This is a genomic window from Flavobacterium branchiarum, assembly GCF_030409845.1.
Classification (GTDB): Bacteria; Bacteroidota; Bacteroidia; order Flavobacteriales; family Flavobacteriaceae; genus Flavobacterium; species Flavobacterium branchiarum.
The window spans coordinates 776,801-803,799 of the sequence record NZ_JAUFQQ010000003.1 but is presented as its reverse complement, the minus strand read 5'-3'; the positions used below and the strand labels follow the sequence as shown (position 1 = coordinate 803,799).

Below are 26,999 nucleotides of genomic sequence, written 5' to 3'. Positions count from 1 at the left end.
GTGAAACAAAAAAACTACTCTGTAACATCAAATCTACATATTTTTAGATTGTCTCTTCAGTTTTATCTGATAAGCAATTTCCCAAAAAAGAACCGACAAAATAGCGTAAGCCATTAATCCTGTTTTAATTCCTTGTGCATCAAATTTTCGAAAAAAGTGCAAATCGCCAATCTGCAATGCTAAGTATAAAGCCAAAAAAGCAATAATAGCAGAACAAACTATATTTAATGAAGGAGCCCATTTAAATACCAAAAAAGAGAAAATCAAATTGATTAACAGAAAACCACAACCCAAAGTTATAAATCTATGATCTTTTAGTTTCTCACCCAATGTCAGTAAAAATGAAGTTGAAAAACTATACGTAAAGAATAATATTGAATAGGTAAGAATTCGTACTTGTAATTTCATTGTTATATTATGTTTTTAATTCTCCGAAATTACGAATTAAAAATGAAGCTTAGATTAGGATGCTATAATATGGACAAAAAAAATGCGCAAAATCAAAAAGACATTTGCGCATTTTTCTTTATAAAAAACTCTATTTAGAGACTATTATTTTCCTTTTAGTAATTTTTCCAAATACTCTACCTTTTCTTTTTCAGCTTGAACTAAACGTTCGTAAAGTTCAACAACTTTATCTAAAGGATTAAAAGTAGCAAACATTCCTTGATTAAAACTATTTCCTTGGCTTGAACTACTATCGTAGAAGTTGTTAAAGAAATTAAAAACTGATTCTTCCGAGAAATTTTCAATCGCTTCTACAGTCACTCCAAGTGCTTTTGCAATTTCAATAAGTTTATCTTTGTCAATAGTTTCGCTTGCTTCTATATTAGAAACTGATTGTTGACTCACTCCAATAGCATCCGCAAGCATTTCTTGTTTAATACCACGAAGCTCTCTGATTCGGCTTATATTTCTGCCAACATGTTTTGTTTTTGTTGCTGTGCTCATAATTCAAAGATATTTAAAATAATTTTAAAAAATACTTATTGGTAAAAAACAAGTTTTTTTGGTACGATACTATTTTTAGTTGCTTTTTCTGAGTGAAACAAAAAAACTACTCTGTAACATCAAATCTACATATTTTTAGATTGTCTCTTCGTTTTTATCTGATAAGCAATTTCCCAAAAAAGGACCGACAAAATAGCGTAAGCCATTAATGCTGTTTTAATTCCTTGTGCATCAAATTTTCGAAAAAAGTGCAAATCGCCAATCTGCAATGCTAAGTATAAAGCCAAAGATGCAATAATAGCAGAACAAACTATATTTAATGAAGGAGTCCATTTAAATACCAAAAAAGAAAAAATTAGATTTATTAACAGAAAACCACAACCCAAAGTTATAAATCTATGATCTTTTAGTTTCTCACCTAATGTCAGTAAAATTGAAGTTGAAAAACTATAGGCAAAGAATAATATTGAATAGGTAAGAATTCGGATTTGTAATTTCATTGTTATATTATGTTTTTAATTCTCCGAAATTACGAATTAAAAATGAAGCTTAGATTAGCAAGAGGCTCATAAATGATTGTTAAAAACCTCATCCCGTTTAAGAACATGCATTACAAAATTTATTCGGTCGACTCACTACAAACTTGTCATTCCGAAGAATGAGGAATCTCATAAACCGAACACACAATCTTGTCAAATACTAGATGTGATTTCTGATCAATACGAAAACCTATGGGCGAGCAAGAACTTCTTTTTTGCACTTTTTTTTAACCACAATCTTGTCACACTGACGAAGGAAGTGTCTCCGCAAGAAACTAATGCAAAGTATTCTTAGATTGTCGAGCTCCTTGCGGAGATTCTTCGTTCCTCAGAAAGACAACTTTGGGGTAATGCAGGGTTCTATGAAAAAAAACTGTTTTTATGTTAGCTCCTTGCGGAGATTCTTCGTTCCTCAGAAGGACAAGTTTGGGGTAAGGCAGGATTCTTAAAAAAAATATTTTATGTTAGCTTCTTGGTCTAATTACTTCGCCTATTCGCTAGGCTCGGGTCTTCGTTCCTCAGAATAACAAAACTGAGAAGAGAAAAGCATCATTGTAATTACGTAAAATAGTCACAATCTTGTCTCACTGACGAAGGAAGTGTCTCCTAAAGTAACTCGATTTAGTTTGAGCTTGGTTAGTACCTAGAATTTTATTCTCAATCTTGTAGACCTAACAGGTTTTTGAAACCTGTTAGGTCTGATATAGTAATCCGATTTAGTTTGGAGAGTTACTTGATGAGATTTCTCCTATGTCGAAATTGACAAGATTATACTCCTAAATTATCAATTAGTTTTCTATTACGCGTGAAGGATTGAGGCGATATCCTTTTATGGGCGAAGCAAAATAAAAGATAAAGCCGAAAGCCTGACCCGAAGGGACACGCCCAAACTATTAAGCTTCAATTTATTCTCTATATTGTCATTCCAAAAATGAGATAGTATGAAAGGACTTCGACTCCGCTCTGTCTGACAATCGAATTCTAAAACAAAAAATCCCATTTCAATCAAGAAATGGGATTTTTTGTGTAGTATTCTTTTTATTTTAAACTGCTGCAGCAACTTCTTGTGGCAACGGAATTTGATTTTTAAGAAGATCATCAAATGTTTCGGCTTGACGAATTAAGATTCCCTGACCGTTCATCCATAAAACTTCGGCTGGTTTGTATCTTGAATTGTAGTTTGATGCCATTGAAAAACAATATGCTCCTGCATTTCTGAAAGATAAAATATCTCCTTCGGTAATTTGTGATATTCTACGGTTGTTTGCAAATGTATCTGTTTCGCAAATATATCCTACTACGGAGTAAAAACGCTCTTTCCCTTTTGGGTTTGAGATGTTCTCGATATGGTGAGAAGAACCGTAAAGCATTGGACGAATTAAGTGATTGAATCCACTATCGATTCCAGCAAAAACTGTTGAAGTAGTTTGTTTTACTACGTTTACTTTTGCTAAAAAGAATCCTGCTTCACTTACTAAGAATTTACCTGGTTCGAAAATCAAGGTTAAATCTTTACCATATTCTGCACAGAAAGAATTAAATCTTTTTGATAATTTTTTTCCTAATTCTTCAATATCAGTTTCGATATCGTCTTTCTTGTAAGGTACTTTGAAACCACTTCCGAAATCTAAGAACTCTAAGTTTTTGAAGTTTTTAGCGGTATCGAATAAGATTTCAGCAGCGTACAAGAATACTTCGATATCTAGAATATCTGATCCTGTATGCATGTGAATACCTACGATATGCATTTTTGTGTTTTCAACTATTCGCAATATATGCGGTATTTGATGTACCGAAATTCCGAATTTACTATCGATATGCCCTACTGAGATATTTGCATTTCCTCCTGCCATTACGTGTGGATTAATACGAATACAAACTGGTGTATTAGGATATTTTGTTCCGAATTGCTCCAGAATTGATAGATTGTCGATGTTGATTTGCACACCCATTGCAGCTACTTCTTCAATTTCTTCAAGAGAAACTCCGTTTGGTGTGTAAAAAATTCTTTCTGGTTCATATCCAGCATGAAGTCCTAATAATACTTCTTGAATAGATACTGTGTCTAATCCAGATCCCATCTCCTTTAACAACTGAAGTATTGCAACATTAGACAATGCCTTCATGGCATAGTTAATTCTAAGATTCTCTACTTTAGAGAACGCTTTAGTTAACCTGTTGTATTGTGATTGGATTTTTTCAGCATCATACACATATAATGGACTTCCAAATTGGTCTGCTAATTGCAGTAAATCTTTTGATTGCATTGTTAAACTATTTTTGACAAATTTATTACTCTTTTGAATACCTACCAATAAAATGTAAAATAATAACAAATTATAACAAATTGTTTAAAATTAAACAATTTGTATGTTATTTTAAATTTATATAAAATTCCTATAGGTCTTAAAATACTAAGGCTCTAAGATACTACGTTTTTTATCGCAATTTTCTCAAATTTTTATTTTTTAAATTTTTCTAAACACCAGTTTAATAAGCATAATTCATGAAATTGGTCTCCTATTCGCTTTTGCTCTGCTTTGGAAAAACCAAAAAAAATCTTTTAATCCTAGAAATTCTAGTCAAAAAAACTGCTAAGATTTTAAACTACTAAGGAATCAAGTAAAAACTTAGAATCTTAGTTGCTTAGTGTCTTAGCAGCTTACAGAAGTGTGTTGTTTGTTGGTTTATAGACTTGGTAAGTCCCCGCTTCCTTTTGTTGGTAAATTTGTAGATCCCATTAAATATAAATCTACTTCTCTTGCTGCCTCACGGCCTTCTGAGATTGCCCAAACAATTAAGGATTGTCCTCTTCTCATATCACCAGCTGTAAAAATGTGTGGAACATTTGTTTGATAATTTGTGGCTTTGTAATTGCTTCGCATATCTAACTGTAATCCTAATTGATCGCTTAATGTTTTTTCTGGCCCAGTAAATCCAAGTGCCAATAAGGCTAAATCACATGGCCATATTTTCTCTGAACCTTCTTTTTCTATTAATTCTGGTCGTTGACCTGGAGTCATTTTCCATGCTACTTCGACAGTTTTTAAACCTACCAATTGGCCGCTTTCGTTTGCAAGAAACTCTTTGGTGTTAATCAGCCAGTTTCTATCACAACCTTCTTCGTGAGAAGATGATGTTTTAAGTTGCAAAGGCCAAAACGGCCAAGGTGTTGTTTCGCTTCTTCCAACTGGTGGTTTTGGCAAAATCTCAAAATTAGTAACTGATTTTGCTCCATGTCTGTTTGAAGTTCCGATACAATCTGATCCTGTATCTCCTCCACCAATAACAATTACATCTTTACCAGTTGCTTTTATTTGATTTGGAATTTCTTCACCAAATAAAACTTTTGTTTGCTGTGTTAAGAAATCCATTGCTTGAACAACTCCCTTGCTTTCGATTCCTTTTGTTGGTAAGCTTCTTCTTTCAGTAGCTCCACCACATAAAACGATTGAATCGAATGCGTTTAATTCTTCAATGCTGTAATTTACTCCAACATTTACATTTGTTTTAAAAACAATTCCTTCCGCTTCTAGTATTACAACACGTCTGTCGATGATTCCTTTTTCTAATTTAAAATTAGGAATTCCGTAGCGTAATAATCCACCAATTGCATTGTCTCTTTCAAAAACTGTAACCGTATGACCAGCTCTGTTTAATTGTTGCGCTGCTGCTAAACCTGCAGGACCTGATCCAATAACTGCAACTGTTTTTCCTGTTCTCTTTTTTGGCGGTTGTGGTTTAATCCATCCTTCGGCAAAACCTCTTTCGATAATATTTTTTTCAATATTTTCAATAGCAATTGGTTCTTTTATAATTCCGAGTACACATGATTTCTCACATGGAGCTGGACATAAACGACCTGTAAACTCTGGAAAATTATTTGTTGATTGCAAAATTTTCAATGCACTCTCCCACTCTTCCTGATGCACCATGTCGTTAAAATCAGGAATTAAATTCCCTAACGGACACGCACTGTGGCAAAAAGGAATACCACAATCCATACATCTTGAACCTTGTTCTTTAATCTTATCTTTTTCTAAGGTAATCGTAAACTCATTATAGTTTGATACACGTTCCTTAACAGCAATATTACTTTCGTCTGCTCTTTTATATTCTTTAAATCCACCTATTTTACCCATGACATTTTAATTAAAATTTCAATTTCTTTAAATTCCAATTTTTTAAAATTGAAATTGATTTTTGATTTTTGAAATTGATTTTTGATTAAGCTATTAGTTCTTCGATTTTCTTTTCTTCTGCTATTCTTTGTAATGCCTTTTTATAATCTGTAGGCATTACTTTGATGAAATGTTCCTGTTCGTCTTCCCAGTTTGCCAAAAGTCTTTTTGCTAATGGACTGTTGGTGTACAACGAGTGGTTTTTGATTAAACGTCTTAACTTGATAAAATCATCTTCTTCTAATGGATCAAATGCTACCATCTCCATATTACATAAAGTCGAATCGAATTTTTTATCCTTGTCATAAACATAAGCAACACCACCGCTCATTCCAGCAGCAAAATTTCTTCCTGTTTTACCTAAAATAACAACAGTTCCGCCGGTCATATATTCGCAACCATGATCTCCAATTCCTTCTACAACTGCTGTTGCTCCAGAATTTCTCACACAGAAACGTTCTCCCGCCATACCATTAATGTATGCTTCACCAGTAATAGCTCCGTAAAGAGCAACGTTACCAATAATAATATTCTCCTCAGGTTTAAAAGTAGCCGTTGGTGGAACTTTAATGATTAATTTTCCTCCCGAAAGTCCTTTTCCTAAGTAGTCATTGCAATTCCCATGAATCTTAAATGACAATCCATTTGTAGCAAATGCTCCAAAACTTTGTCCTGCAGATCCTTCAAAATCAACTAAAATAGTATCTTCTGGCAACCCTTGAGCTCCATATATTTTTGAGATTTCATTACTCAAAATTGCTCCTACAGAACGGTCTGTATTTTTAATTTTGAAATTAACTCTTGTTTTCTCTTTTCTATAAATAGAAGGAATTGCTTCTTTTATAATTGCAAAATCCAATACGTTTTCTAATGCGTGATCTTGTGTCGTTGTATTGTGATTTGGAACTGTTTTTGCTTTCTCGGGTTTGTAAAGAATTGAAGATAAATCCAATCCATTTGCTTTATAATGCTTGATTGCTTTATTCACATTTAATTTTTGTGATTGCCCAACCATTTCTTTTAAAGTTCTGAATCCTAATTGCGCCATGATTTCTCTTAACTCTTCTGCAATAAAATACATAAAGTTGATTACATGCTCAGGTGTTCCTTTAAAGTTTTTTCTTAATTCTGGATCCTGCGTAGCAATTCCAACTGGACATGTATTTAAGTGACAAGCTCTCATCATAATACAACCTGAAGCTACAAGTGGTGCAGTTGCAAAACCAAATTCTTCTGCTCCTAATAAAGCTGCAATAGCAACATCACGACCTGTTTTTAATTGTCCATCACATTCTAAAACAACACGACTTCTTAAATCATTTAAGATTAAAGTTTGTTGCGCTTCTGCTAAACCAAGTTCCCAAGGAATACCTGTATGTTGCAAAGATGTTAATGGTGCAGCTCCTGTTCCTCCATCATAACCTGAAATTAAAATCACATCGGCTTTAGCTTTTGCAACACCAGCAGCGATTGTTCCAACTCCAACTTCTGAAACTAATTTTACGTTTACACGCGCATCACGATTGGCATTTTTTAAATCAAAAATCAATTGAGATAAATCTTCAATAGAATAAATATCGTGGTGCGGTGGTGGTGAAATAAGTCCTACATAAGGTGTTGAATTTCTTGTTTCTGCAATCCAAGGCACTACTTTTTCACCTGGCAATTGTCCTCCCTCTCCAGGTTTAGCACCTTGAGCCATTTTAATTTGAATCTCTTTGGCATTTGTCAAATAATTGATAGAAACACCAAATCTTCCTGAAGCAACTTGCTTGATAGCACTATTTCTAGAATCTCCGTTAATTTCTTTCTGGAAACGTTTTGGATCTTCTCCTCCTTCTCCTGAATTACTTTTTCCTCCAATTCTATTCATCGCAATTGCTAAGTTCTCATGTGCTTCTCTACTGATTGACCCATAAGACATTGCTCCTGTTTTGAATTTTTTCACAATCTCTGTCCAAGGCTCTACTTCATCAATAGAAATTGGATCTAGATTATTAAATTCAAATAAACCTCTAATTGTCATTAGGTTTGAGCTTTGCTCATTAACCATGTCAGAGTATTCTTTGTAACTTTCTGGGCTGTTTAAACGAACTGCTTGCTGTAATTTAGCAATTGTCGTTGGGTTAAACATATGTTTTTCACCCGATCTTCTCCATCTGTAAATACCTCCAATTTCCAATGGCAATAAATTGGCAATTTTAGAATTTGGAAATGCTTTTTGGTATCTTTTCTTAACTTCTTTTTCTATTTCCATCAAACCAATTCCCTCAATTCGAGATGGTGTATATGGGAAATATTTAGAAGAGAATGTTTTATTTAATCCTAAGATTTCAAAAATTTGCGCAGCTCTATAAGAATGTAATGTAGAGATACCTATTTTATTCATAATCTTAAGAATACCTTTTGCAATAGCTTTATTATAATTTGCAATAGCATAATCTGCTTTTATTCCTTTAATAAAACCTTGTTCTACCTGATTATGAATAATTTCATTTACCATATAAGGATTAATCGCACTTGCTCCATAACCAAATAATAAGGCAAAATGATGTGGCTCACGAGGTTCTGCCGATTCGATTATAATTCCGAATTTAGAACGAACCTGTAAAATATTCAATGAATGGTGAACATATGAACAAGCTAACAACATTGGTATTGGCGCCAACTCTTTGCTTACTCCTCTATCTGAAAGAATAATGATATTGTGTCCTTCATTTACCGCTTTGTAAGTTGCTTGGACACATTTTTCTAAAGCACGCTCTAAACCATTTACTCCTTTTTCTATTTTATATAAAGTAGAAATAGTTGCTGTTTTAAAATCGGCGTGATCTATATTCTTAATTTTATCTAAATCCTCTTTTGAGATAACTGGATTTTGGATTTTTAATTTTTTACATTGTTTTGATTCAATTTCAAAAATATTAAAATCTCCTCCTACCGCTAAACTGATATCTGTGATAATTTCTTCACGAATACCATCTAAAGGTGGATTAGTTACCTGTGCAAACAGTTGCTTGAAATAATTATACAATAATTGAGGTTGCTCTGATAAAACTGCCAATGGTGTATCATTACCCATTGAACTAATCGCTTCAGCTCCTTGAGCTCCCATCGGATTAATTATTGTTTTTAAATCTTCAATTGTATAACCAAATAATCGTTGTCTTGTTTCAAAATCAATCTTTTCAACAGGCGTTGGATTATTTGTATAAGGCACTTTTGCTAATGGTAATAAGTTATCATTAAGCCATTCTCTATAAGGACGCTTAGTTACAATAGCATTTTTAATCTCATCATCTTCTATAATACGACCTTCGTTCATATCTACCAAGAACATTTTTCCTGGCTCTAAACGACCGTGTTGAATTACATCTTCGGGATTAACATCAAGAACACCAATTTCTGATGACATGATTACAAAACCGCTTTTTGTTAATGTATAACGAGAAGGACGTAATCCATTTCTATCAAGTAATGCACCAATTACATTTCCATCAGTAAACGGAATCGAAGCTGGTCCATCCCAAGGCTCCATGATGCATGCATTATATTCATAAAATGCTTTTTTATCTTCCGACATCGTTTGGTGTTTCTCCCAAGCTTCTGGAACTACCATCATCATAGCTTCTGGCAATGATCTACCTGTCATTAACAATAATTCAACGACCATATCCATAGAAGCTGAATCTGACTTTCCTTCAAGGATAATAGGAAACAACTTTTTTATGTCTTCGCCAAAAATATCACTTTGCATCAATTCTTCTCGAGCTCTCATTCTGCTAATGTTCCCGCGAAGTGTATTGATTTCTCCATTGTGACACATATACCTAAAAGGTTGAGCCAACTCCCAAGAAGGGAATGTATTTGTAGAAAAACGTTGGTGAACTAATGCCAAACGTGTTACTAAATCAGTATCTTTTAAATCTATAAAATAACCACTAATATCTTCAGGCATCAACAAACCTTTATATATTATGGTTGTTGTAGATAAACTAGAGAAATAAAACATGTGACTTTCAGAAGTTTTAGAATTTCTGACAGCATGTTCTGCTATTTTTCTTGCTGCAAATAACTTAGCATTAAATTGTTGTTCTGTTAGATTCTGCCCATTTTTTCCAACAAAAACCTGTTTAACGGTTGGTTCTTTTTCTGCCGCAATCTCACCTAAACTATTTACATCAACTGGGACGTCTCTCCAGCCAAGAATAGATAGGTTTTGCTCTTTAATGTTTGTTTCGAATGCATTAATACAAAATGCAACTTGATTTTTACTTTTTGGTAAAAAAACCATTCCTACTCCATACTCACGTGTTTCAGGAATTTCAAAATCACAAACTTTCTTAAAAAAATCATGTGGGATATCAAATAAAATTCCAGCACCGTCTCCAGTTCTTCCATCAGAACTAACTGCACCACGATGTTCCAATTTTATTAAGATATCCAATGCTTTGTGAATGATGTCGTTAGACTTAATACCATTCAGATTACAAATAAATCCTGCACCACAATTGTCGTGTTCAAATTCGGGCAGATATAGCCCTTGTTCTTTAACTTTCATTCTTGATATTTTTTTTACAAAAATAAAGATTCCGTTAAACATAATGTATCGAATAAAGCGTATCGCTTACATTTTTATAGTAATAATAGAAAAACAATCCTAAATTGTCAAAAACACTTTTTAACCCACCCCGAATTGACAAAATCATAATCCACTTTTCATTTTTACATGCAAAAACCCAATTACACACCGAAATTCGCACTATTTTATGTTAAATCTCAAACGATATAGTGTCATAAAATTAACATTAGTTACACAATTATTTAACTCAAATTTCTAATTAATTTTGAAGAAATGGAGAAGTAAAATAAGTCTTGGTTTTTATTCCAAAAAGATTTCTTTTTAAAGCTGATTTTTGTTATTTTTGTCCCACTTTTATTCTGAAATAAATTCAGAACCAGACAAATTCTATATTATGAACATACACGAATATCAAGGAAAAGAAATTTTAGCTAGTTACGGAGTACGCATTCAACGCGGAATTGTAGCTAATAATGCGGTTGAAGCTGTAGCTGCTGCAAAACAATTAACTGCTGAGACTGGAACAGGATGGCATGTTATTAAAGCACAAATTCACGCAGGTGGACGTGGAAAAGGTGGTGGAGTTAAGTTAGCTAAAAACTTACAACAAGTTGAAGAAATAGCTGAACAAATCATCGGAATGCAATTGATTACTCCTCAAACTTCTGCTGAGGGTAAAAAAGTGAATAAAATTTTAGTTGCTGAAGATGTTTACTATCCTGGTGAAAGTGAAACTTCTGAATTCTATGTTTCTGTTTTATTGAATAGAGGTACAGGACGTAACATGATCATGTATTCTACTGAAGGTGGAATGGATATTGAAGAAGTTGCTGAGCACACACCACACTTAATCTTTACTGAAGAAGTTGATCCATCTGTAGGATTACAAGGTTTTCAAGCAAGAAGAATTGCCTTTAACTTAGGTCTTTCTGGAAATGCTTTTAAAGAAATGGTTAAATTCATTGACTCTTTATACAATGCATATATTGGTTCTGATGCTTCTATGTTTGAAATCAACCCAGTATTAAAAACTTCTGATAATAAAATTTTAGCTGTTGATGCTAAAGTTAATATCGATGATAATGCATTATACAGACAACCTAAATATGCTGAAATGCGTGATATCCGTGAGGAGAATCCAATTGAAGTTGAAGCTAAAGAAGTTGGATTAAACTATGTAGATCTTGACGGTACTGTAGGATGTATGGTAAACGGAGCTGGATTAGCAATGGCAACTATGGACTTAATTAAGTATGCTGGTTTTGAGCCTGCAAACTTCCTTGACGTAGGTGGAACTGCTGATGCAAAACGTGTTGAAACTGCTTTCCGTATTATCTTAAAAGATCCTAACGTAAAAGCTATCTTAATCAACATCTTCGGAGGAATCGTTCGTTGCGACCGTGTTGCTCAAGGAGTTGTAGACGCTTACAAAAACATGGGAGACGCTATTAAAGTGCCTATCATTGTTCGTTTACAAGGTACAAATGCTGCTATTGCAAAAGAATTAATTGATAACTCTGGAATGCCAATTTTATCAGCTGTAGAATTTCAAGAAGCCGCTGACCAAGTTAAAGCTGCACTTTCTTAATTATTTAAGAAAATAATTATACATAAAAAATCCTAAGCAATGCTTAGGATTTTTTTTTGCTTTGAATTTACAGTTATTTTAAAATCGTCTCCAACTCTATTACTTCAAAATTTGGATCATATTTTATAAATTCTCTCATCATTGCCGCATGACTGGCACCTAACAAAACCATAATCTTATTATCCTTAGCTTCTGTAAGCTTTTGAATTAAAGAATACATATAAAGATTTCTACGATACCATTCTGACACCAAAAAAGCGCCAACAAAATTATCTATTTTTCCTGCAACATTACCAATTCCAAGATACCATCCTAAATCCTCAGCAACTGATTCTTTAGAATTATAATCCAACAGAAGCTTAGTTAAACTATATTTCGATATTTTTTCATTTTGAGATTTCTCATAACTAGCCATAAGACCTTCATTCCTTTTTAATAGTTCCAACTGATTGGCTTCTTTCATTCCTTTTAACAAACTATCATAAGGAAAACTTGCCTGATTATAATCAATCGCTAAAAGTCGCTTACGACCTAATTTCTTAGCCGTTCTTAATGCTAATTGTATTCTTTCGTCAGCATTACTACGGAGTAAACTATCAGTGTTACTAGCAAATAATTTATCTAGCTTATCTTGTTTCTTATAATTCCATTCTACAAAAAATTTATCAGGAGCAAAATCTTTAATCTTATTTGTTATATCCTCAAGTTCTTTCTGGCTTTTATCAGACATAACATCAAAAGTATTCACTTTAGCAACATCTAATCCGGGATTTGAAAAATGAAACGTTCCAATTAATAAAATTTGCTTTTTCTTTGTTTGAGCAAAAGCATTACTAAACGCAATAATTAATACAAGTAATAAAAAGATTTTTTTCATGAATGGTTTTTTAAATTCGAAACAAAAGAATACGAGCATTCAATAAAATCATTTAATATTTGACATACACCAAATTTATAAGTATAAACGATTGAAATTGCACCCTAAAAACATACATATACCATTTCTAACAGTTCATCCCAAGAAATAAAGGTTTTATATAAAAATGATTTTCATTCGAAGTCATAATCGTACTTTTGAAAATATTTAAGACTTAATTATGAAGTTAAAAATCCCGTTTTACTATCACATTATTTTATTTTTAGGATTATTTCTAATATTTAACTTATGGACTATCGGAGTAAACAACCAAAAATTAGAATCCCTTTTTAATAAAACTTACTTCTTATTTAACATTGGATACATACTAGCAATATTTATTGTTTATCTTCTTAATTTTTACTTTTTTTGTAGCTGGTTTTTAAATAAGAAAAAATTATTATTATACATTATAAGTATCCCAATCTCATTAATAATCTTTTCAGGATTACGTTACTTTTTTCAAGAGGTTATTGTATATGAAATTACAGGAATACATAATTATGTAGAAACATCAAGAAATACAGCATACTACATAAGGGATAACTTTTTCTTTGGATTACCTTCAATATTCCTTAGTTCTTTAAGTTTTTTATTTTGGCAGTTTCAAGAAACACAAAAACAAAATCAAAAATTACTATTCGAGAATAAGAAAGCCGAATTTCAGATGCTAAAATCACAAGTAAGTCCACATTTCCTATTCAATACATTAAACTCATTTTACAGCCAGTTAATAGGAAAAGATGACAACATTGCCTCCGACATCTTAACACTATCAGATTTACTTCGTTATGTGATTACAGAAACCGATAAAGAAGAAGTTTTACTCACAAAAGAAATTCAATTTATAAATAACTACATTCATTTACAGCAAAAAAGATTTGAAGATCAACTTAATTTAGATTTCGCGATTAAAGGAGATTATACATCCGAAACAATTCTTCCATCTGTATTAATTCATTTTATAGAAAATGTTTTTAAACACGGAAAACTAAACGATATAAATAAGAAAGCAATTATATTGATACTCATTAAAAAAGAATCCTTAGAGATAACTACCTTTAATTACTTTATTGAAAGCGAAAATTATTCTTCAACTGGGATTGGCTTTAAAAATCTAATCAAGCGATTAGAATACACCTATAGCGATAAATTTACCTTAAATAAAACATCAGAAAACAATACCTTTAAAACTTACCTAAGAATACCTTTAAAAAACAGTCTATGAAATTCAAATGCATAATTGTTGATGACGAACCACCTGCAACACGTATTTTAAAAAACTATATTGAGAAAGTGTCTTTCCTCGAAGAAATCGGAATTTTTAATGATTCATTAAAAGCTTTAGAATTTATAAACTCCAATAAAATTGATGTAGTTTTTTTAGACATACAAATGCCTCAATTAACAGGCTTGCAACTTTCTAAAATTATTTCTAAAGATGTCAAAATCATTTTCACAACCGCTTACCCTGATTTCGCATTAGAAGGCTATGAAATAAATGCAGTTGACTATTTACTAAAACCAATTGCCTTTGAACGTTTTTATCAAGCCGTATCAAAATTAAAACCTGATTCTAAAACTGAGCCTACAAATACCAATACTACGCCTGAATTTGCTTTTATAAAAACTGATGGTAAAAATAAATTTCAAAAAATGCTTCTAAGCGAAATACTTTATATCGAAAGTCTACAGAATTACGTTTGCATTCATACTTCAAAACAACAAATTATTACTCACTCTTCTTTAAAAAACATAATTAAGTCTTTACCCGAAAATGATTTTATTCAAATTCACAAATCTTACGTAGTTGCTTTTAAACAAATTGAATCTACTGATAGTTTTTCTGTTTTTATAAACACGAAAGAACTACCGATTGGAGCTACCTATAAAGATGCTTTTTTCAGTCATATTGATAAAAATAAGATATAAAAAAGGATAGACATTTGCAGAAGATTCTTTACATGTTAGCCGTTGATGTGAATACTGCGTCTATTCGCTATCACTCAGCCCTTCATTCCTCAGAAAGATAAGATTGTGGATAAGGCATTATACAAAACTACTGAAATAGCTACAAAAACAAAAAAAATAGTAAAAAAACTTAAAGACCTGAAGACAAAACTTCAAGAGTTTAAGTTTTTTCACATTACCTCATTTCTACTTTATTTTATTCATGGAAACAGACATCTACAAAAATTTAGTAATAAAATCTTGTTTAGTTATTAGTTTTATTTATAAACGACCTATCAAAATAAAAAACTAAGTAAAAAAAAAATTACCTTTTCCAAAACCTAAACATAAGGAAGGATTCATATTAGTAGAAGCTATATGTTTCATTTAATTAAATAATCAAAAAAAGCAACACACAGATTATATTAAAATATAACCCGTAAATCATGTCTACATATAATCATAAGAGATAACATTAATACCATGCAATATTTGTGGTAAACCAGCCTCCATTTGCTCCGCCAGAAACAGAACCAGAGACAGCAAAGTTAGGAAATCGCTCAACAAGAACATTTGACAGTGTCCAATTGGCAAGCAAAAAAGTTTGCGTACCCGATAAACCAACAGCACTAATCGGAATTTCTAGCTTCCAAGGACTAAAAACATCACTATTTTGACAAACATTACAAAATAAATTTATTGCTTGAAAACTCCTTAAATCCGAAGCATCCTTCCAAGTACATCTCCAAGTTGAACAAGATCTATATTGCAATGTACTTCTTAAATACATCTTACTAGATTTTATAACATCATTAATAACAATCGTCTCGTTAAACAAATCTAGCACATGTCTTAACCTACTTCCTTGCTCTCCTTCCAACTCTGTAACAAATGTTCTACTTCTATTTTCATTAGGAAAAGTATTTCTACTTGTTGAATTATCATCCGGTTTAATACTACCTAATAATTGACCATAAACTTGTAAATCATCTTGGATTGCTATAAGATCTTTAGATCTTTTATTTTGTAAGTTTCGTGGCAACAAATAAAAACTACGTTCATTAAGCCATAATGTATTATTCCCAATTTTAACTTTTGAATCATAGTTTAAAATAGATTTTAAAGCATCTGAATAAATAACTCTAGATTTAGATATAACATCTTCTTGCATTTCTAAAGAATCACTAGCAATATTTAGTAACGCTATTAACTTTTTATCAGAAATCCATTTATTAAGCCCATCAGTATCAAATGTTGATAAATTAGAATACAAACCCAAAAAGGATTCCTCAGTTTTAAACTCTAAGATCTCATTAACTAATACTGGTTCATCAAAAATTTCAGCAACTACAGATTGATCCATTTGATCATCAGCATTACAGGAAATAAGAGCCATAAATACAATTAAAACAAGCTTTCTTTTCATTTTATTTATTTTTTTTAAATTAATAATCTTACAAATATAGCGTTTTACTTGCGTAAAATACAACATTACTTACAAATAGTTAATTATTAAAAACTAGAAATACTATTATTGACAATTATAATACTACTTCCGTAAAAGAGATAACATATACTAAACTAGTTCACTAGTATAATTGATCAAAATGAAAATTATAAATCTTTCAATACCGTTGTAAATACAATACAGCTTAATTATTAAACCATTTTAAACTACTTTGATAACAGTAGTACAAATGCCTCGGCTGAATCTTTTAATGCCAAAACAAAGGCATGGATCAATCCTAAAACCTAAGGACTAGCATTCATTTTAGTACGCTTTTTCAATTCATTTTTCAATTCATTTTTTTTATCCGCAATATTATCCTTCTGAGGAACGAAGAACCTCCGCAAATAACTAACGTAAAGTATACCTAGATTATACTAGTCCCCAAAAATAACGCTTGATCCCAGGTTTTCCTATTGATCTCTGGTTTTAGTGTTGATCCGGTAATACAGCATTCTTTAAAAACTATTTTGTGTAAGCTACTTGCGGATATTCTTCGTTCCTCAGAAAGACACGATTGTGGTCAAGATAGGGGTAACGGGATTCTATAAAAACTACTTTGTGTAAGCTACTTGTGGAGATTCTTCGTTCCTCAGAAAGACAAGATTGTAGCGAAAGGATTTCGGTTAAAAAAAGGGCAAAAAAAAACCCTGTTTCGTTAGAAACAGGGTTTTAAAAGAAAGGCGACGACATACTCTCCCACATAACTGCAGTACCATCTGCGCAGGCGGGCTTAACTACTCTGTTCGGGATGGGAAGAGGTGAGCCCCGCCGCAATAACCACCTTAAGGTCGTTAGTTGCTTTGGACAACTTATCAATTGTTAATTATTAATTGTTGATTATTAATTATCAAGTGAACAATATCTTAACACACTGAGATAAAGAAAAAATATAATTTATTTAGAAAGTTTCTCCCCCACACCGTAGTGTGGGGAAAAGGTGTACATAAGCTTACGGATTATTAGTACTACTCGACTATGACATTACTGCCTTTACATCTATAGCCTATCAACGTGGTCATCTCCCACGATCCTTAAAAGAAATCTCATCTTGTGGTGGGTTTCGCGCTTATATGCTTTCAGCGCTTATCCCTTCCAAACGTAGCTACTCTGCGGTGCTCCTGGCGGAACAACAGATACACTAGAGGTTTGTCCAATTCGGTCCTCTCGTACTAGAATCAGATCCACTCAAATTTCTTGCGCCCACAGTAGATAGAGACCGAACTGTCTCACGACGTTCTGAACCCAGCTCGCGTGCCACTTTAATGGGCGAACAGCCCAACCCTTGGGACCTTCTCCAGCCCCAGGATGTGACGAGCCGACATCGAGGTGCCAAACCCCCCCGTCGATATGAGCTCTTGGGGGAGATCAGCCTGTTATCCCCGGCGTACCTTTTATCCTTTGAGCGATGGCCCTTCCATGCGGAACCACCGGATCACTATGCTCTACTTTCGTACCTGATCGACCTGTATGTCTCTCAGTCAAGCTCCCTTATGCCATTGCACTCTACGCACGGTTACCAAGCGTACTGAGGGAACCTTTAGAAGCCTCCGTTACTCTTTTGGAGGCGACCACCCCAGTCAAACTACCCACCAAGCAATGTCCCCCGCAATCACGGGGTTAGGCCTCAGATAAACAAAGGGTTGTATTTCAACAATGACTCCACAACGCCTAGCGACGCCACTTCACAGTCTCCAACCTATCCTACACATCATTTATCCAAGGTCAATACTAAGCTATAGTAAAGGTGCACAGGGTCTTTTCGTCCCACTGCGGGTAAGCGGCATCTTCACCGCTACTACAATTTCACCGAGCTCATGGCTGAGACAGTGTCCAGATCGTTACACCATTCGTGCAGGTCGGAACTTACCCGACAAGGAATTTCGCTACCTTAGGACCGTTATAGTTACGGCCGCCGTTTACTGGGGCTTCAATTCAATGCTTCTCCGAAGATAACATCTCCTCTTAACCTTCCAGCACCGGGCAGGTGTCAGGCCCTATACTTCATCTTACGATTTTGCAGAGCCCTGTGTTTTTGATAAACAGTCGCCTGGACCTCTTCACTGCGGCCAGCATTGCTGCTGGCGACCTTTCTCCCGAAGTTACAGGTCTATTTTGCCTAATTCCTTAGCCATGAATCTCTCGAGCACCTTAGGATTCTCTCCTCAACTACCTGTGTCGGTTTACGGTACTGGTACTAATTACCTGAAGTTTAGAGGTTTTTCTTGGAAGCCCTTAGGCGCACTATCTCTTCAACCGAAGTCTCCGAGTACTATCGTATTTCCCCAAGCCGTGTGGATTTGCCTGCACAGCTTATAGGTAGGTACTTCAACGAACTATTCCGTCAGTTCGCGGCGCTTTCATCACTCCGTCACCCCATCACAGTAATTAGTAGTACGGGAATATTAACCCGTTAGCCATCGACTGTCCCTTTCGGGTTCGCCTTAGGACCAGACTAACCCACAGCTGATTAGCATAGCTGTGGAAACCTTAGTTTTTCGGTGTGCGGGTTTCTCGCCCGCATTATCGTTACTTATGCCTACATTTTCTTTTCTAACCAGTCCAGCATACCTTACGATACACCTTCAACCCTGTTAGAATGCTCCCCTACCACTTACAGTAAACTGTAAATCCATAGCTTCGGTAATATGTTTATGCCCGATTATTATCCATGCTCGTCCGCTCGACTAGTGAGCTGTTACGCACTCTTTAAATGAATGGCTGCTTCCAAGCCAACATCCTAGCTGTCTGGGCAGACAAACCTCGTTCTTTCAACTTAACATATATTTGGGGACCTTAGCTGATGGTCTGGGTTCTTTCCCTCTCGGACTTGGACCTTAGCACCCAAGCCCTCACTGTTGTGAAACATTATATAGCATTCGGAGTTTGTCAGGAATTGGTAGGCGGTGAAGCCCCCGCATCCAATCAGTAGCTCTACCTCTATATAACTTTATGCACAACGCTGCACCTAAATGCATTTCGGGGAGTACGAGCTATTTCCGAGTTTGATTGGCCTTTCACCCCTACCCACAGGTCATCCGAAGACTTTTCAACGTCAACCGGTTCGGTCCTCCACTGTGTGTTACCACAGCTTCAACCTGCCCATGGGTAGATCACACGGTTTCGCGTCTAACACTACTGACTAAAGCGCCCTATTCAGACTCGCTTTCGCTACGGATCCGTGGCTTAACCACTTATCCTTGCCAGCAACGTTAACTCGTAGGCTCATTATGCAAAAGGCACGCCGTCACCCCACGAAAGGGCTCCGACCGCTTGTAAGCGTATGGTTTCAGGATCTATTTCACTCCGTTATTCACGGTTCTTTTCACCTTTCCCTCACGGTACTGGTTCACTATCGGTCTCTCAGGAGTATTTAGCCTTAGCGGATGGTCCCGCCAAATTCAGACAGGGTTTCACGTGCCCCGCCCTACTCAGGATACCACTATCCTTTACACTCATTACCTATACGGGACTATCACCCTCTATGGTTCTACTTTCCAGTAGATTCTAATTCTTTGTGCAAGAAATCTCGTGGTCCTACAACCCCAATCATGCCGTAACATGGTTGGTTTGGGCTAATCCGCGTTCGCTCGCCACTACTTACGGAATCACTTTTGTTTTCTTCTCCTCCGCCTACTTAGATGTTTCAGTTCAGCGGGTTTGCCCACCTATCGGTGTACTATGTCTTCAACATAGTGGGTTGCCCCATTCAGGTATCTACGGATCAATTCGTGTGTGCCGATCCCCGTAGCTTTTCGCAGCTTATCACGCCTTTCATCGCCTCTGAGAGCCAAGGCATCCCCCATACGCCCTTATTTTGCTTATTGTACCAATCATAATTTAATATGACCGTTTTTTTTTGTTTTTATATTTTGTATTGTTACTCAATAAAAACGCTTTCTACTTTTTATTATTTTCTTATCTCAATATGTCAATGAACTTTTTCTTTTTAGATTAAGAAAATAGAGATTAGAGTATAGACTTAATCTATATTCTTTTTTTCTATATTCTATCTTCTTAAAGATAGTGGAGAATAACGGAGTCGAACCGTTGACCTCCTGCGTGCAAGGCAGGCGCTCTAGCCAGCTGAGCTAATCCCCCATTTTTAAAATGATGATGAATTATGAGTTATGAATTCGCTCATAAATGCTCAACTTCTAAAATTTCCTTTTATTTAAGTTTTAAATAGTAGTCCCGGGCAGACTCGAACTGCCGACCCCTACATTATCAGTGTAGTACTCTAACCAGCTGAGCTACGAGACTCTGTTTTACTTAAATTTATTATTTGAACTAACAGCAGAGTAATATAATCTTTAGAGATGAACCTTTAGTATCTTTCGTCTTCATTCCCTAGCGTGCATATAGCTAACACTAAGGCTCTAGAAAGGAGGTGTTCCAGCCGCACCTTCCGGTACGGCTACCTTGTTACGACTTAGCCCTAGTTACCAGTTTTACCCTAGGCAGCTCCTTGCGGTCACCGACTTCAGGCACCCCCAGCTTCCATGGCTTGACGGGCGGTGTGTACAAGGCCCGGGAACGTATTCACCGGATCATGGCTGATATCCGATTACTAGCGATTCCAGCTTCACGGAGTCGAGTTGCAGACTCCGATCCGAACTGTGACCGGTTTTATAGATTCGCTCCTGGTCGCCCAGTGGCTGCTCTCTGTACCGGCCATTGTAGCACGTGTGTAGCCCAAGGCGTAAGGGCCGTGATGATTTGACGTCATCCCCACCTTCCTCACAGTTTGCACTGGCAGTCTTGTTAGAGTTCCCGACATGACTCGCTGGCAACTAACAACAGGGGTTGCGCTCGTTATAGGACTTAACCTGACACCTCACGGCACGAGCTGACGACAACCATGCAGCACCTTGTAATTTGTCTTGCGAAAAATCTGTTTCCAAATCGGTCAAACTACATTTAAGCCTTGGTAAGGTTCCTCGCGTATCATCGAATTAAACCACATGCTCCACCGCTTGTGCGGGCCCCCGTCAATTCCTTTGAGTTTCATTCTTGCGAACGTACTCCCCAGGTGGGATACTTATCACTTTCGCTTAGCCACTGAGATTGCTCCCAACAGCTAGTATCCATCGTTTACGGCGTGGACTACCAGGGTATCTAATCCTGTTCGCTACCCACGCTTTCGTCCATCAGCGTCAATCAATTAGTAGTAACCTGCCTTCGCAATTGGTATTCCATGTAATCTCTAAGCATTTCACCGCTACACTACATATTCTAGTTACTTCCTAATAATTCAAGTTTAGCAGTATCAATGGCCGTTCCACCGTTGAGCGATGGGCTTTCACCACTGACTTACTAAACCGCCTACGGACCCTTTAAACCCAATGATTCCGGATAACGCTTGGATCCTCCGTATTACCGCGGCTGCTGGCACGGAGTTAGCCGATCCTTATTCTTACAGTACCGTCAAGCTGGTTCACGAACCAGGGTTTCTTCCTGTATAAAAGCAGTTTACAATCCATAGGACCGTCATCCTGCACGCGGCATGGCTGGATCAGGCTTGCGCCCATTGTCCAATATTCCTCACTGCTGCCTCCCGTAGGAGTCTGGTCCGTGTCTCAGTACCAGTGTGGGGGATCTCCCTCTCAGGACCCCTACCCATCGTAGCCTTGGTAAGCCGTTACCTTACCAACTAGCTAATGGGACGCATGCTCATCTTTTACCGTTGTGACTTTAATTGCTGAATGATGCCATTCTGCAATGCTATGAGGTATTAATCCAAATTTCTCTGGGCTATCCCTCTGTAAAAGGTAGATTGCATACGCGTTACGCACCCGTGCGCCGGTCTCTGCTCCCGAAGAAGCATACCCCTCGACTTGCATGTGTTAAGCCTGCCGCTAGCGTTCATCCTGAGCCAGGATCAAACTCTTCATCGTATATTTTTTATATTATATTGCGACTCAGATTCTATCGGTTATATTCAAATCTTGCGATTCTATTACTCTTTATTATTTGTTTCGAAATCTCTTTCGAAACGGCTGTCAATTCAATATGTCTAAGAACTTTCTCTTTATTTTTGTGTCGCTTGTTTCTCAAAGCGAGTGCAAAAGTAATGAACTCCTTTTTAACTGGCAAGATATTTTTGAAGTTTTTTTTAGAAATTTTTATTTCTAATTTCACTTCTTATCTTAGCAGTATTTCAAGGAACTTCGCTTCTTTTGCGGGGTGCAAATGTAACTTTCGTTTTCCAAACTCACAAGCTTTTTTTAATCTTTATTTTTAAAACTTTCGTTTCTAATTTTAATTGTTTGCTTGTCAGTATTTCAGTGAACGTCTTGTTTGTTGCGGGTGCAAAACTACCACCTTTTTATAGATAAACAATACTTTCCGCTTGTGTTTTTGCGTTTATTTTTTGATTATTTCTTAATGTATTGATAACGTTAATTTTAACATTTGGGTGTTTTTGCGTTTTATGAGGTTTTTCTGTGGGGTAGCATTCTCTTTCCTTGTTTTCACTCGCTTTTACTGGGGTTCTCGCGAAGACGCAAAGACACAAGCTTATTATATTGTCGTTAAATATGTCGTTTATCCTCTATTTTACCCCTCCTAGCCCTGATAGAAGCGGAAATCCTTGCCCTTTTTTCTTTAAAAAGGACAAGATTGAAGCGCATAGCAGGTAAAAGCTCCTGAAAATCGGTATCTGCGCTTCTTTTGATTACTGTCTCCTATATATAATGAGTAATCACACCTATATATAAGCACAAAAAAAAGCGACTACTATAACATAGTAGTCGCTTGAGTTTTTTTTCATCCTAATTATTTACTACCAGGATAACAAGAAGGATCTAAATAATTTTTAAACCCTGAAGGAGTACATACTGGAATAAGATCAAACGGATAAGGCTCACCCGTATTCGGATTTTTAATTTCAACTTTCGTTGCGATACCATCTCCATCATCATCGATATCTAAGAAGTCTGGAATCCCATCCTTATCTGTATCATCAGGATTCATATCATTACCCGGATAATCTGTCTTATTACGCATATCTCTTAAATACCCATCTCCATCATCCTCTAGATAAGACAAGATTCCATCACCATCATGATCCAAACGCTTTATCGCATACAATTTAAAACTAAAAATCAAAGGAGCATAAGCTGGTATCGCAGCACTACCACTCCCGTAATAAGCTAAACCAGAAGGCAAAAACATAACTCCTGCACCAAAATCATTATACTGAGGAACTCCATTTACAACCCCACCTATAGTACCAGCTTTAAAATTTGGAAAAGTCTCCCCCCATCCTTTAACAGCTAAAGTATACATATTAAAAAAATCTTGCGGAAAAACCACTTCTTCAAACGGAAAAGCCGTAACAACAGAAGGTTCTGTTTCTGACACAGCAGGTTTTCTATACAAATATGTTCCTTTATAAGAAGTCAAAACCCCATCAACACTACATGGTGATTCTCCAACCCCTTCACGAAGCATCAAAAAATACATCGTATATTCGATACCATGTAACTTTACGATCTTAGATCTCAAACTTGGAAAAGTCGGACTATCCAAATAAGACATTATACTTTTCTCTTCTGGCTTTGTTTTCGGTACAATTTTTATATCCTGATCTTCTGGAGTACCAGGCGCATCAGTAACTGTAAAAGTATTTGCTTCTAAATAATCTTTAATATCAGCAATATCCGCCTTATACTGCACTGTATAATCCCTCAGAGGCTCTACAGATGCAGAATCGCTTTTCGAACAAGAAAATAAAGAGACTGACGCAACTGTTAAAATAAAATAATATTTAATTTTGTTCATTATTGTTGATTTTTAGGTGCGCAAGATACAATATTGATTTATTTTTGTAAACAATTTAACTCCGATTTTTGAAAATTTATGAGAATAGATAAATACCTATGGTGCGTGCGCTATTACAAGACTCGAAATTTGGTCACCGAGGCATGCAAGAAGAACCACGTTACTGTGAATGGCCAAGTTGCGAAACCTTCGAAGGAGGTTTTTCCGACTGATAAAATTACATTTCGAAAAGATCAAATTACTCAAATCATAACTGTGCTAGATATTCCCGAAAACAGAGTTGGCGCAAAACTTGTTGACATATATAGAAAGAACGAAACTCCAGCCGAAGCATATGCTCATTTGGAATTGCTAAAACTATCTAAAGAACATTACCGAAAAAACGGAACCGGAAGACCTACCAAAAAAGACCGTAGAGATATTGACGAATTCGGAAATGACATTTCTAGCGACGAAGACGAATCTGAATAACATTCAATTTCACATTATTCAACTTTTATTACTTTAAAACAACTACAATGAGCAAGAACATCATCTTAACAAACCAAGAAATAGAACATAAAATTAAACGTATCGCCTATCAAATATATGAAACCTTTGTAGAGGACGATGAAATTGTAATTGCTGGAATTGCAACTAACGGATTTATTTTTGCTGAAAAACTAGCAAAAGCACTTGAATCTATCTCTTCTATTAAAGTATCTCTTTGCGAAGTACAAGTAAACAAACAAAAACCCGAGTCTCCTATAAACACTTCACTAACCAAAGATCAATACACAAACAAAGGATTAGTTCTTGTTGATGACGTATTAAACTCTGGCACTACATTAATATACGCTGTTCGTCATTTTCTGGACGTTCCGCTAAAGAAATTCAAAACAGCTGTTCTTGTAGACAGAAATCACAAAAAATACCCGGTAAAAGCAGATTTCAAAGGCATATCCCTTTCAACTTCGTTACTAGAACACGTACAGGTTGTATTTGATGACAACAATAACAATTATGCCTTCCTAAGCTAAAACCTTAAGGATATCAGAAACTGTTTCCTCTATTGTTCTCTCATCTACACTTACCTTATATTTAGCTTGATTGTAATAGAAACTTCTTTCAAAAAGATGTGTTGCTATAAATTCTCTCATCTCCGCTTCATTTTTATCAGCAATAAGTGGACGTTTACTTTTATTATTAAGCAGGCGTCCATATAAAGTATCGATTGATGCTTTTAAATAAACAGATAACACACCTTCTTTATTTAGCAATTCATGATTATTAGCATAACAAGGTGTCCCTCCTCCTAGACCTATAATCATTTCTTCGGGAGATTGAAGCAATTCTACAAATGTTTCATGCTCTAATTTTCTAAAATAAATCTCTCCATGGGTCTCAAAAATTTCATTTATGGTTAAATCAACCTTATTTTCGATGCATTTATCTAAATCCAAAAAAGGGATTTCTACGATTTTTGATAATTTCTGAGCAATTGTTGACTTACCGCAACCCATATACCCTAATAACACTATTTTTTTCATACTAATAAAACCTTATAAACTAAGCTATTGGAAATTTTTCCAAAAAAAAGACAAATTTATAATAAAAATGCTTGGAAACTTCGAAAATAACTCCTTATATTTGCACCCGCATTCAAGGAAAGAATATGACTCGATAGCTCAGTTGGTAGAGCACATCACTTTTAATGATGGGGTCCTGGGTTCGAGCCCCAGTCGGGTCACAAGATTTGTGATCAAACATAAAAACTTTCCTTGACAGCAGACTCGATAGCTCAGTTGGTAGAGCACATCACTTTTAATGATGGGGTCCTGGGTTCGAGCCCCAGTCGGGTCACAGAAGGTTGAGTAAACTTTTACTTGGCCTTTTTTTTTTGGCCACGTGGAGAAACGGTAGACTTGCCATCTTGAGGGGGTGGTGCTCGAAAGGGCGTGTGGGTTCAAATCCCACCGTGGTCACAAAATTTGTGATCAAATATAATAAATTATTGAAAAATAATGACTCGATAGCTCAGTTGGTAGAGCACATCACTTTTAATGATGGGGTCCTGGGTTCGAGCCCCAGTCGGGTCACATTTTTTTTTACATACATACTATTGCAATGATAGCAATGACTCGATAGCTCAGTTGGTAGAGCACATCACTTTTAATGATGGGGTCCTGGGTTCGAGCCCCAGTCGGGTCACAAATTTTGTGACTAAACAAAATATATCATTACCAATAACGACTCGATAGCTCAGTTGGTAGAGCACATCACTTTTAATGATGGGGTCCTGGGTTCGAGCCCCAGTCGGGTCACAAAGGGTCAAGTAATTTTACTTGGCCCTTTTTTTATTTCCATAAATCTTATAAAGAGAATAAATAAACTAATAACAAAAAGGAAAATATCAAATGATGTTTCCCTTTTTTGTTACAATAAACCATACCAAATCACGTTAAACATAAACCTACTAATTTTTTATTTTTATGAAACAATCATTACTTATTTTATTATTCTTAACAAGCAGCATAAGCTGGAGCCAATCTGGATCTGATTATTTTGATCAAGCCTTGAGAAAAGCCGAAAATGGAAATACAAAAGGCGCAATAGTTGATTACACCAAAGCCATTAAGCTAAAAGCAAACTTCACAGAAGCATATCAGAACAGAGGTGTTGCCAAACTAAAATTAAACGACACTAAAGGGGCTCTTGAAGACTTTAATAAAACAATTGAATTAGACCCTATGAATGCAGATGCATTTACCGGAAGAGCCAACGTAAATTATAAATTAAAAGATTTTCAAGCAGCAATTAAAGACTGTACTTCATCGATTGCCTTAAATCCTAAAGATTATATAGCCTACAATCTAAGAGGTACTTGTTACACTCAAATTCAAGACAAGAAAAATGCTTGCAAAGATTTCACCAAAGCAATAGAATTAGGCAGTCAAAGTGCTAGCAAAAACAAAGCTACTTTTTGTAAATAAAAATCATTAAAAAGCACCCAACTTTTCT

The 26,999-nt window shown here is 35.4% G+C and carries 16 protein-coding genes, 8 tRNA genes and 3 rRNA genes; 12 read left to right on the top strand and 15 right to left on the bottom strand.

Translation table 11 applies throughout. The annotated features are described in order from the left end of the window. Positions 1–33: 33 nt before the first annotated feature. From QWY99_RS04140 to gltB, 6 genes are all read right to left on the bottom strand, one after another. Positions 34–408 carry a hypothetical protein gene (locus QWY99_RS04140; protein ID WP_290261842.1) on the bottom strand — a complete coding sequence of 125 codons (375 nt, stop codon included), beginning with the start codon at positions 406–408 and terminating at the stop codon, positions 34–36. 144 nt (positions 409–552) lie between these two features. Further along, positions 553–951 carry a helix-turn-helix domain-containing protein gene (locus QWY99_RS04135; RefSeq protein WP_290261839.1) on the bottom strand — a complete coding sequence of 133 codons (399 nt, stop codon included), beginning with the start codon at positions 949–951 and terminating at the stop codon, positions 553–555. A 125-nt stretch (positions 952–1,076) separates the two neighbouring features. Beyond that, positions 1,077–1,451, bottom strand: a complete 375-nt coding sequence (locus tag QWY99_RS04130) for a hypothetical protein (protein ID WP_290261837.1) — start codon at positions 1,449–1,451, stop codon at positions 1,077–1,079. Between the two features lie 1,082 nt (positions 1,452–2,533). After that, entirely contained in the window at positions 2,534–3,757 is a 1,224-nt protein-coding gene (gene lysA, locus QWY99_RS04125) for a diaminopimelate decarboxylase (RefSeq protein ID WP_290261835.1), read from the bottom strand. A 420-nt stretch (positions 3,758–4,177) separates the two neighbouring features. Then, the gene (locus QWY99_RS04120) at positions 4,178–5,632 is read right to left on the bottom strand and encodes a glutamate synthase subunit beta (protein ID WP_290261833.1); all 1,455 of its coding nucleotides are present in this window, start codon (positions 5,630–5,632) and stop codon (positions 4,178–4,180) included. Positions 5,633–5,717: 85 nt separating this feature from the next. After that, positions 5,718–10,232 carry a glutamate synthase large subunit gene (gltB, locus tag QWY99_RS04115; protein WP_290261830.1) on the bottom strand — a complete coding sequence of 1,505 codons (4,515 nt, stop codon included), beginning with the start codon at positions 10,230–10,232 and terminating at the stop codon, positions 5,718–5,720. A 415-nt stretch (positions 10,233–10,647) separates the two neighbouring features. Here gltB and sucC point away from each other — a divergent pair, with 415 nt between their 5' ends. After that, positions 10,648–11,841 (top strand): ADP-forming succinate--CoA ligase subunit beta, encoded by a 1,194-nt coding sequence (gene sucC, locus QWY99_RS04110; protein WP_129539508.1) that lies wholly within the window; start codon positions 10,648–10,650, stop codon positions 11,839–11,841. Between the two features lie 73 nt (positions 11,842–11,914). Here the strand turns inward: sucC and QWY99_RS04105 are convergent, their stop codons facing one another. Next, positions 11,915–12,718: a DUF5694 domain-containing protein gene (locus tag QWY99_RS04105; protein ID WP_290261826.1), complete on the bottom strand. Its 804-nt coding sequence runs from the start codon at positions 12,716–12,718 to the stop codon at positions 11,915–11,917. 220 nt (positions 12,719–12,938) lie between these two features. On the opposite strand from QWY99_RS04105, the gene QWY99_RS04100 reads away from it, so the two are divergent. Continuing rightward, the gene (locus tag QWY99_RS04100) at positions 12,939–13,985 is read left to right on the top strand and encodes a sensor histidine kinase (protein ID WP_290261824.1); all 1,047 of its coding nucleotides are present in this window, start codon (positions 12,939–12,941) and stop codon (positions 13,983–13,985) included. Next, on the top strand, positions 13,982–14,689 hold the full coding sequence (locus QWY99_RS04095) for a LytR/AlgR family response regulator transcription factor (protein ID WP_290261822.1): 708 nt from the start codon (positions 13,982–13,984) through the stop codon (positions 14,687–14,689). Before QWY99_RS04100 ends, QWY99_RS04095 begins: the two co-directional genes overlap by 4 nt. 493 nt (positions 14,690–15,182) lie before the next feature. Here the strand turns inward: QWY99_RS04095 and QWY99_RS04090 are convergent, their stop codons facing one another. The 7 genes from QWY99_RS04090 to bamM all read right to left on the bottom strand — a co-directional run bounded on the left by QWY99_RS04090 (position 15,183) and on the right by bamM (position 23,999). Next, positions 15,183–16,133 carry a hypothetical protein gene (locus QWY99_RS04090; protein ID WP_290261820.1) on the bottom strand — a complete coding sequence of 317 codons (951 nt, stop codon included), beginning with the start codon at positions 16,131–16,133 and terminating at the stop codon, positions 15,183–15,185. A gap of 759 nt (positions 16,134–16,892) precedes the next feature. Next, positions 16,893–17,002, bottom strand: a 5S ribosomal RNA gene (gene rrf / locus QWY99_RS04085). Between the two features lie 154 nt (positions 17,003–17,156). Continuing rightward, positions 17,157–20,041 (bottom strand): 23S ribosomal RNA (locus tag QWY99_RS04080). Between the two features lie 200 nt (positions 20,042–20,241). After that, a tRNA-Ala gene (locus QWY99_RS04075) sits at positions 20,242–20,315 on the bottom strand. An 88-nt stretch (positions 20,316–20,403) separates the two neighbouring features. Continuing rightward, positions 20,404–20,477 (bottom strand) — tRNA-Ile (locus QWY99_RS04070). 120 nt (positions 20,478–20,597) lie between these two features. Next, positions 20,598–22,111: ribosomal RNA gene (locus QWY99_RS04065) — 16S ribosomal RNA — on the bottom strand. The 16S, 23S and 5S rRNA genes sit together here with 2 tRNA genes alongside, the layout of an rRNA operon. Before the next feature lie 880 nt (positions 22,112–22,991). Then, the gene (gene bamM, locus QWY99_RS04060; protein ID WP_290261818.1) at positions 22,992–23,999 is read right to left on the bottom strand and encodes a BamM family beta-barrel-assembly machinery protein; all 1,008 of its coding nucleotides are present in this window, start codon (positions 23,997–23,999) and stop codon (positions 22,992–22,994) included. 78 nt (positions 24,000–24,077) lie between these two features. Here bamM and QWY99_RS04055 point away from each other — a divergent pair, with 78 nt between their 5' ends. Together QWY99_RS04055 and QWY99_RS04050 are read left to right on the top strand one after the other, a co-directional pair. Continuing rightward, positions 24,078–24,470, top strand: a complete 393-nt coding sequence (locus QWY99_RS04055; RefSeq protein ID WP_290261816.1) for an RNA-binding S4 domain-containing protein — start codon at positions 24,078–24,080, stop codon at positions 24,468–24,470. A 47-nt stretch (positions 24,471–24,517) separates the two neighbouring features. Continuing rightward, complete coding sequence (locus QWY99_RS04050) at positions 24,518–25,018, top strand: phosphoribosyltransferase family protein (protein ID WP_290261814.1); 501 nt, start codon at positions 24,518–24,520, stop codon at positions 25,016–25,018. On the opposite strand, the gene QWY99_RS04045 is transcribed toward QWY99_RS04050, so the two are convergent. Continuing rightward, positions 25,010–25,528, bottom strand: coding sequence for a shikimate kinase (locus tag QWY99_RS04045; RefSeq protein ID WP_290261812.1), 519 nt, complete (start codon positions 25,526–25,528; stop codon positions 25,010–25,012). The two genes, QWY99_RS04050 and QWY99_RS04045, sit on opposite strands and share 9 nt — an antisense overlap. Before the next feature lie 127 nt (positions 25,529–25,655). Here QWY99_RS04045 and QWY99_RS04040 point away from each other — a divergent pair. The 7 genes from QWY99_RS04040 to QWY99_RS04010 all read left to right on the top strand — a co-directional run bounded on the left by QWY99_RS04040 (position 25,656) and on the right by QWY99_RS04010 (position 26,971). Continuing rightward, positions 25,656–25,728, top strand: a tRNA-Lys gene (locus tag QWY99_RS04040). Between the two features lie 40 nt (positions 25,729–25,768). Next, positions 25,769–25,841 (top strand) — tRNA-Lys (locus QWY99_RS04035). A 39-nt stretch (positions 25,842–25,880) separates the two neighbouring features. After that, positions 25,881–25,963, top strand: a tRNA-Leu gene (locus tag QWY99_RS04030). Between the two features lie 41 nt (positions 25,964–26,004). Further along, positions 26,005–26,077, top strand: a tRNA-Lys gene (locus tag QWY99_RS04025). Positions 26,078–26,116: 39 nt separating this feature from the next. Continuing rightward, a tRNA-Lys gene (locus QWY99_RS04020) sits at positions 26,117–26,189 on the top strand. 40 nt (positions 26,190–26,229) lie between these two features. Further along, positions 26,230–26,302 (top strand) — tRNA-Lys (locus tag QWY99_RS04015). A gap of 168 nt (positions 26,303–26,470) precedes the next feature. Next, positions 26,471–26,971: a tetratricopeptide repeat protein gene (locus QWY99_RS04010; protein ID WP_290261810.1), complete on the top strand. Its 501-nt coding sequence runs from the start codon at positions 26,471–26,473 to the stop codon at positions 26,969–26,971. The last annotated feature ends 28 nt before the right edge of the window (positions 26,972–26,999 follow it).

Bases quoted from the DNA above. Each gene is read 5' to 3' on its own strand.
- QWY99_RS04140 (WP_290261842.1), bottom strand. From the start codon at position 408: ATGAAATTACAAGTACGAATTCTTACCTATTCAATATTATTCTTTACG.
- QWY99_RS04135 (WP_290261839.1), bottom strand. From the start codon at position 951: ATGAGCACAGCAACAAAAACAAAACATGTTGGCAGAAATATAAGCCGA.
- QWY99_RS04130 (WP_290261837.1), bottom strand. From the start codon at position 1,451: ATGAAATTACAAATCCGAATTCTTACCTATTCAATATTATTCTTTGCC.
- lysA (WP_290261835.1), bottom strand. From the start codon at position 3,757: ATGCAATCAAAAGATTTACTGCAATTAGCAGACCAATTTGGAAGTCCA.
- QWY99_RS04120 (WP_290261833.1), bottom strand. From the start codon at position 5,632: ATGGGTAAAATAGGTGGATTTAAAGAATATAAAAGAGCAGACGAAAGT.
- gltB (WP_290261830.1), bottom strand. From the start codon at position 10,232: ATGAAAGTTAAAGAACAAGGGCTATATCTGCCCGAATTTGAACACGAC.
- sucC (WP_129539508.1), top strand. From the start codon at position 10,648: ATGAACATACACGAATATCAAGGAAAAGAAATTTTAGCTAGTTACGGA.
- QWY99_RS04105 (WP_290261826.1), bottom strand. From the start codon at position 12,718: ATGAAAAAAATCTTTTTATTACTTGTATTAATTATTGCGTTTAGTAAT.
- QWY99_RS04100 (WP_290261824.1), top strand. From the start codon at position 12,939: ATGAAGTTAAAAATCCCGTTTTACTATCACATTATTTTATTTTTAGGA.
- QWY99_RS04095 (WP_290261822.1), top strand. From the start codon at position 13,982: ATGAAATTCAAATGCATAATTGTTGATGACGAACCACCTGCAACACGT.
- QWY99_RS04090 (WP_290261820.1), bottom strand. From the start codon at position 16,133: ATGAAAAGAAAGCTTGTTTTAATTGTATTTATGGCTCTTATTTCCTGT.
- bamM (WP_290261818.1), bottom strand. From the start codon at position 23,999: ATGAACAAAATTAAATATTATTTTATTTTAACAGTTGCGTCAGTCTCT.
- QWY99_RS04055 (WP_290261816.1), top strand. From the start codon at position 24,078: ATGAGAATAGATAAATACCTATGGTGCGTGCGCTATTACAAGACTCGA.
- QWY99_RS04050 (WP_290261814.1), top strand. From the start codon at position 24,518: ATGAGCAAGAACATCATCTTAACAAACCAAGAAATAGAACATAAAATT.
- QWY99_RS04045 (WP_290261812.1), bottom strand. From the start codon at position 25,528: ATGAAAAAAATAGTGTTATTAGGGTATATGGGTTGCGGTAAGTCAACA.
- QWY99_RS04010 (WP_290261810.1), top strand. From the start codon at position 26,471: ATGAAACAATCATTACTTATTTTATTATTCTTAACAAGCAGCATAAGC.